The organism is Variovorax jilinensis (assembly GCF_030316885.1).
GTDB lineage: Bacteria > Pseudomonadota > Gammaproteobacteria > Burkholderiales > Burkholderiaceae_C > Variovorax > Variovorax jilinensis.
Genome location: NZ_JASZYQ010000016.1, coordinates 1 through 6,690 on the forward strand (window position 1 = coordinate 1; position 6,690 = coordinate 6,690).

At 63.3% G+C, this 6,690-nt stretch carries 10 protein-coding genes; 7 read left to right on the top strand and 3 right to left on the bottom strand.

Going from position 1 to position 6,690, the window contains the following annotated elements; genetic code table 11:
- Together QTH87_RS26075 and QTH87_RS26080 are read right to left on the bottom strand one after the other, a co-directional pair.
- Positions 1 to 393 (bottom strand): arsenic resistance protein (locus QTH87_RS26075; protein ID WP_444812851.1); only part of this gene is annotated, 393 nt, incomplete at its 3' end.
- Between the two features lie 37 nt (positions 394 to 430).
- A complete protein-coding gene (locus tag QTH87_RS26080; protein ID WP_286613332.1) occupies positions 431 to 754 on the bottom strand; it encodes an ArsR/SmtB family transcription factor in 324 nt (107 codons plus the stop codon).
- Positions 755 to 783: 29 nt separating this feature from the next.
- Between QTH87_RS26080 and arsC the strand changes: the two genes are divergently transcribed.
- The 5 genes from arsC (at position 784) to QTH87_RS26105 (ending at position 4,418) form a co-directional block, all read left to right on the top strand.
- On the top strand, positions 784 to 1,218 hold the full coding sequence (arsC, locus tag QTH87_RS26085) for an arsenate reductase (glutaredoxin) (RefSeq protein ID WP_286613334.1): 435 nt from the start codon (positions 784 to 786) through the stop codon (positions 1,216 to 1,218).
- Positions 1,193 to 1,960: an arsenical resistance protein ArsH gene (gene arsH / locus QTH87_RS26090; RefSeq protein WP_286613336.1), complete on the top strand. Its 768-nt coding sequence runs from the start codon at positions 1,193 to 1,195 to the stop codon at positions 1,958 to 1,960. Before arsC ends, arsH begins: the two co-directional genes overlap by 26 nt.
- A 301-nt stretch (positions 1,961 to 2,261) precedes the next feature.
- A complete protein-coding gene (locus QTH87_RS26095; RefSeq protein ID WP_286613338.1) occupies positions 2,262 to 2,657 on the top strand; it encodes an Ig-like domain-containing protein in 396 nt (131 codons plus the stop codon).
- Positions 2,658 to 2,677: 20 nt separating this feature from the next.
- Complete coding sequence (locus QTH87_RS26100) at positions 2,678 to 3,151, top strand: metallophosphoesterase family protein (RefSeq protein WP_286613340.1); 474 nt, start codon at positions 2,678 to 2,680, stop codon at positions 3,149 to 3,151.
- Positions 3,152 to 3,788: 637 nt separating this feature from the next.
- Positions 3,789 to 4,418, top strand: coding sequence for a hypothetical protein (locus tag QTH87_RS26105; protein WP_286613342.1), 630 nt, complete (start codon positions 3,789 to 3,791; stop codon positions 4,416 to 4,418).
- Between the two features lie 97 nt (positions 4,419 to 4,515).
- On the opposite strand, the gene QTH87_RS26110 is transcribed toward QTH87_RS26105, so the two are convergent.
- A complete protein-coding gene (locus tag QTH87_RS26110) occupies positions 4,516 to 5,544 on the bottom strand; it encodes a HupE/UreJ family protein (protein WP_286613343.1) in 1,029 nt (342 codons plus the stop codon).
- Between the two features lie 35 nt (positions 5,545 to 5,579).
- Here QTH87_RS26110 and QTH87_RS26115 point away from each other — a divergent pair, with 35 nt between their 5' ends.
- Positions 5,580 to 5,933 carry a hypothetical protein gene (locus QTH87_RS26115; RefSeq protein WP_286613344.1) on the top strand — a complete coding sequence of 118 codons (354 nt, stop codon included), beginning with the start codon at positions 5,580 to 5,582 and terminating at the stop codon, positions 5,931 to 5,933.
- Positions 5,934 to 6,176: 243 nt separating this feature from the next.
- Positions 6,177 to 6,690: tyrosine-type recombinase/integrase (locus QTH87_RS26120; RefSeq protein ID WP_286613346.1), on the top strand; the 514-nt coding region annotated here is incomplete at its 3' end.

Consider the following 6,690-nt stretch of genomic DNA (forward strand, 5'->3'; position numbering starts at 1 on the left):
AATATAGCTGTCCAGTTGCGCCGCCGGCAGGAGCGGCGCGAACAGGTGGCGGATGAAGATGTAGCCCAGCAGCGCCATCGAAAAAGGCTTCACTCCCCAGTTGATGAGGAGCGTGACGCCGATGCCGCGCCAGTGCGCCTTGACCTGGCCGAGCGCCGCGAAGTCGATCTTCAGCAGCATCGGAATGATCATCACCCAGATCAGCACGCCCACCGGCACATTGACCTGGGCCACCTCGAGGGCGCCGATCGCACGGAACACGCCTGGTAGCAGCTGGCCGAGCACGATGCCAGCGACGATGCAGAGCGCGGCCCACACCGTCAGGTAGCGCTCGAAAAAGCCGATTGCGGGCGGCGCCGCGTCGTCGGCGCGCAGAGTCTGTGAGACCGTCATGAAGATCGCCGAAGGAATCGGGACGGCGCGAACTCGGTCAGCATTGGCAGAGCGCTTCGGCCGCGGGCAGGCACGGGGCGCCTTGGCAGCAGTTCTCGGTCAGGTAGCCGATCAGGCCGACTACCTGGCTGAACGCGGCACGGTAGATGAGATTCCGGCTCTGCCGTTCCTGCGTGACCAACCCCGACGACGTCAGCTCCTTCAGGTGGAAGGACAGGCTGGTGGCGGGCACGCCCAGGGCCTCCACCAGCGCGCCCGGGGTCAGGCCATCGGCGCCGGCAACCACCAAGGCCCTGAACACCTGCAGGCGCAGTGGTTGCGCGAGCGCGGCAAGAGATCTCACAACGTCTTTCTCATCCATATTTCAACGATACTCGTATGATGGAAGTTATGCAATCACCTTCCTCCATCACCATCTTTCACAACCCGGCTTGCGGCACTTCGCGCAACACGCTGGCCCTCATCCGCAACGCCGGCATCGAACCCGTCGTTGTCGAATACCTCGAGACGCCGCCGAGCCGGGAGCGCCTCGAGCAACTGATCGCGGCCATGGGCATCACCGTGCGCGAAGTGCTGCGGCAGAAGGGCACGCCCTACGACGAGCTCGGCCTGGCCGATCCGAAGTGGTCCGACGCCGAACTGCTCGACGCCATCGAGGCACACCCAATTCTCATGAGCAGGCCGATCGTCGAAACGCCGCTGGGCACGAAGCTGTGCCGGCCCTCCGAACTGGTGCTTGATCTGCTGTCGCAGCCGCAACGGGGCGCGTTCACGAAGGAGGACGGCGAAATTGTCGTTGATGCGGAGGGTCGCCGTGTCCGGTAGCACGCTTCAAACTCAGCGCCACGCACGCGCCGTGGCGAGTCTCCCGAACCTCGATGCAAGCCTCTTCGAGGCACCCACGCTGGATCGGTTGGCGCCGCACCAACCTTCGGACCACGCTCCAAGGTTCCTGCTGCTGTACGGCTCGCTGCGCGACCGGTCGTTCAGCCGCCTCGCGGTCGAAGAAGCCGGCCGGCTGCTGACGGCCATGGGTGGTGAGGTGCGCGTGTTCGATCCGGCCGGCCTGCCGCTGCCCGACAGTGCGCCCGACAGTCACCCGAAGGTGCAGGAGCTGCGCAGCCTGGCGCAGTGGGCCGAAGGCATGGTCTGGTGCTCGCCCGAGCGCCACGGTGCGATGACCGGCATCATGAAGGCGCAGATCGACTGGATTCCACTGAGCGTCGGCGCAGTGCGGCCGACGCAGGGCAAGACGCTCGCCGTGATGCAGGTCTCGGGTGGCTCGCAGTCGTTCAACGCGGTGAACCAACTGCGCGTGCTGGGGCGCTGGATGCGCATGATCACGATCCCCAACCAGTCGTCCATCGCCAAGGCCTACGACGAGTTCGACGAGTTCGGCCGCATGAAGCCCTCGGCCTACTACGAGCGCGTTGTCGATGTGATGGAGGAGCTGTTCAAGTTCACGCTGCTGACGCGCGAGGTGTCAGGGTACCTGGTCGATCGGTACAGCGAGCGGCGGGAGAGCGCGGCGAAGCTTTCCTTGCGAGTCAATCAGCGCTCGATCTGAAGCGCTGATGCGCCTTGTTAGATGACTGCTTAGCTGCCAATAGCGTCATACATTCGATCGCTCGGAACGTCCGTTGCTGGCCGATTGCGTCGTTGCCTGCTCGAGGCCAACTGTCTGAAGTCGCTGCGAACGCGCAGGCCACACTCCGCTACCAACGCGCCGGCCTGTCATGTTGGTGTGATGTAGGCAGCGCATGGAAGAGCGCTCTGGTGCGTCGCTCCTTGTGCGGCCATTGGGCGCCGCGGAATGCTAGCTTGGCGCTATCGTTCATGATGCAGCCGTTTCGGCACCAAGGTAACTCATGCAATCTCACGCAGTTCTTACATTCTTCACCGCCGCGTCACTTGCGATTGCAGCTGGCGCCGAAACAAGCGCTACCTGTCACATCCAGCCCTTTTCAGGCGCCACATTGCCACAGGGGGCGGTCGCAGAGATGACCATCGCAAACACGGGCGCATCGTGCGCGATCACAAACTATGGCGTTCCGGCCGAACGTCAGAACGCGGCCTACTCGGGCTCTATTACGTCTGCTGCCACACATGGCACCGCTTCCTTCACCCCGCCGCGAGCGACTTACACGCCACAGCCTGGATTCGTCGGCGATGACGAATTTGCCTATACGGCTATGGCGAAAGGCCACAACGGTCAGCCGATCACCTTGCGTGTTCGAGTGAAGGTCAAAGTTGTAGCCCCCTAGCGCGTGGCGCCTCATTTCCCATGCCCCGCATCGCCCTCATCTCCGACACCCACAACCTCCTGCGCCCCGAAGCCCTGGCCTTCCTCGCAGGCTGCGATCACATCGTCCACGGCGGCGACATCGGCGGGCCCGACATCCTGGCGCGACTGTCGGAGATCGCACCGGTAAGCGTGGTACGCGGCAACAACGACCACGCGCCATGGGCGGCCGAAATTCCCGTGTCGTTGACGGTGGTGCTGGGCGGCGTCGCGGTGCACGCGGTGCACGACATCGCCGATCTGAACCTGGCTGCGGCCGGTGCGAACGTGCGTGTGGTGGTGTCGGGTCACTCGCACAAGCCGTCGATGGCCGAGCGCGACGGGGTGCTGTTCGTCAACCCGGGCAGCGCGGGACCGCGTCGCTTCAGCCTGCCGATTTCCGTGGGCGAACTGTGGATCGACAGCGGCCAGGTGACGCCGCGACCGGTCACGCTGGACGTTTCGCCTCCGCGTTGAGCCAACGGTCAGCAGCGTTCGCTTTTGCTTAGGCACCATCGGGGCAAGCAACACACAGACTGGACGCGCGCATGACACCGTAGAAAACCGTTCGATCCGACCTTGCGAAGGTCTTCCGGCTGACCGTGGTAGGGCTCTCCCGCATCAAACGGACCTAGCCTCGATGTCGGCATTCGCTGCAGAACGGCATTTCCCCTTCGGCCTTTGGACGGCAATTCCGGCCCATCGAAGTCCTTCGGCCTTGCCCCGAGCATGTCAGCAATGCGAGCGGGATGAGACATTCGACATCTCATCCGATGCCGAATCGACATGATCACCGATGGCTCGGTGCACCTACGCCGCTCCCCACTTCTCACTCAACCGTCCGGTGTCGATAGGTCACGCCGGTCGTTGGAGCGGCTTGGTCGGAGCAAAGCAACCCCGGGGAGTGCTCATCTTCGGATAATGGTCGACCGGACCTGGCGCAAGCTCACCCTTGCAGCGGCATGGGCACGCTAAGCGAGTGTCGGCTCGCCGCTTTGGTGTAAGGGTAACCACCGGAATGGCGAGAACTGACTAGGAAGTGTCGGTAAGTGACCGTGCGCCGCCGGAGACCCTGATTGAAGATCCATGGACACGACAACCACTAACCGAGCCCATGATGATCCTGAACAATCCCAACCTCGACGTACGCAAGACCAACCGCGCCATCGACGAGCTCCTAAAAGTAACGACCAACCCGCGTCACCGGTTCATGCTTGAGGCCTACCACCGTCACCGCTTCCTCGAGATCGCGGGTCGCTATGAAGAAATCTTCTCGCCTGACATGACGGTCGCGAATCCGAAGTATCACTTCGAAGTGGCAGGCAACAGCGCCACGCTCGACGGCGCCGAATCCGTCAAGGGGCTCTACGCCGTCTGGGCGCAGACGAACCAGTCGATCTTTTACGCGGAGGACGAACAGATCGCGGTCGCCAACAACTTTATCGCTTCGGTGTCGACCATGTACCAGCAAACGCACGGCAGAACCTTGGCCGCCAATGGCATCCAGGTTGACGACGAGAACGCGTACTACCTGATTCGCATTCCCGGCATGCAGATGTTCTGGCCGTATGACGATCAATGCCGCCTGCTGGGCGAGGACGTTTGGGAGCCAAATCCGGCAGCGCGCACGCTGACCAAGTTGGCGCCGTCCGAAGTGCTGACGAGCGAACAGTCCGGCAAGCTGCTGGAGCCATTCATCAAGCCCCTGCGCAACTTCGAAGAGGCCGTACTGCAGGCCGCCTGAGCCGTCAGAAATTAAAGAAGAACTCGGACGGCTCGATGGGCGCATTCACCACCGGTGGCTACGGCCGTCGGCCCACCGATCTACGGACGCTGGTATTTCAACCCCAGAACGCGGCGACGCGCCCGACGAACCAGAACCCCGCGAGCGCGCCGATGGCGTAGGGCACCGCTTGAACGATGCGGCGCTCGACAAGAGCCGAAATCCCTGACCGCTTGGCGACCCACATTGTTCCCAGCACTGCGCCGATGAACGCGAGCTGACCGAGCTCGACCCCGACATTGAAAGCCAACAGCGCGAGCGGAATGTCACCGCGCGGCAGGCCGATCTCGGAGAGCGCGCCGGCGAAGCCGAAGCCATGAAGCAATCCGAAGCAGAAGGCGATCACCCAGGGCCAGCGCGCCGTCAGGCTGGGTTCGCCCCGGCGCGTGCGCACGATCTCGCTCGCGAGCAGCAGTACGGAGAATGCGATCGCAGCCTCGACCGGCGGTCCCGGAACGTGAACCACGCCCAATGTGGCAAGTGCCAGCGTGATCGAATGCGCGAGCGTGAAGGCGGTGATAGACCACACCAGCGCGCATGTGCTCGGCACGATCAGGAGCAGCGCGAAGACGAAAAGCAGGTGGTCGTACCCAAGCAGGATGTGCTCGATGCCGTGCCTCACGAAAGCGCCCGCGATGGCGAGCGGCCCCTCGGGAATCGCTGAGATCTCGATCCAGGGTTGCGATGACCGCACCAATGTCGTCGTCATGTCGCCATCCGCGAGCTCCACGCGCACCAACACGTCCGTGATCGTGCCTTGCAAGCCGGTGAACTCGATGCGACGGCCTGCGAGACCGCCGGGCGCCTCGATCACGCGGCGTTCGACCTGGGAATCCGACAGTTCCTGAGTGTGCGGCGGAACAATGTCATTTGTTCCATCCGGAAGCTTGAGAACAACCGGTAGCGGCATGCCCGCAAGCACCGGCGTTCGCCAGAGCACGTCATAGCGCTCGGGCGTCGTCTGCCTGATTTCCAGGTAAGCGGGGCGCGCGTCGTGCGCGGCCGCCGGGACAGCGAGCGCGATCAGGGCCGCGCTGAACAAAGCGAGCACTCCACGGCCCACGACAAAGCGCCAAAGCGCGTGCATTGACCTCACTTCGCGGCGCCGGCGGGGCCGGGGGCGTGACCCTCTATCTCGATCGCGGCCAACTGGTCTATGAGTACAACGCACTGGCGCTCAAGCGCAGCGTGGCGCGCTCGACGGCTGCATTGCCCGCTGGCCGCGTCCGCATCGAGGTTGAGACGGTGGTAGCGTCACCCAAGCCCGGCTCTGCGGCCCAGATCGTCATGCGGGTCGATGGCGCCGAGGTCGGCCGCACCAGCGTGCCTTACACGCTGCCGCTGGCGTTCACCGCCACAGAGACGTTCGACGTCGGCGTGGATCTGGGCTCGCCGGTTGCGCTCGACTACTACGACCGTGCCCCCTTCAGCTTCAACGGACGCATCGACAAAGTGCATGTCGCATACAAGCCGTAGGGTACGTAGGTTCCCTCGAGCAGTCGTTCCGGCCGACGTCTCAGTGTCAGCTATGTGTCCCATACCGCGCCTTGCGCTCCGATGGATGACCGGCTGCTCATGGCCGGGACCGCCTGGTGGCGTCGTCGCCCGAAAGCAGCCCTTGGGGAGGTCGGCGCCACTTGGTCTGGTTTGACCGTGGCCAGGGTGGTTGATTGCTGGTCGGTGCATGGTTGATCTCCCTCAACTTGATGGGAGTCCATCATGGAAGCTAGTCATAGCGCCGTCCATCGCGAGCCATGGAACAAGGGAAAGATAGTCGGGCAAAAAGCGCCGTTCAAGGTCAAGGACATCTGGGCGCTCCGGGTTCGTCTGCAAATGGAGCATCGGGTGCGCGAGCTTGCGCTTTTCAACCTCGGGATCGACAGCAAGCTCCGCGGCTGCGACCTAGTCGGCCTCAAAGTGCCGGACATCTGCCACGGCGACCAAGTGGCGACACGCGCCGTGGTGATGCAGCACAAGACCCAACGTCCTGTGCAGTTCGAGATCACGCCGGTAACGCGCGATGCTGTGCAGAAGTGGATCAAGCAAGCGGGGCGGAAGCCAGAAGATTTTCTGTTCCCAAGCCGTGTCCACGCTTCCCCACATCTCGGCACACGCCAGTACGCTCGTATTCTCGAGGGGTGGGTTGAGGAGCTGGGTCTTGATCCAGCTGAGTACGGTACGCATTCGATGCGGCGAACGAAGGCGACCTTGATCTATCGACGCACCAAGAACC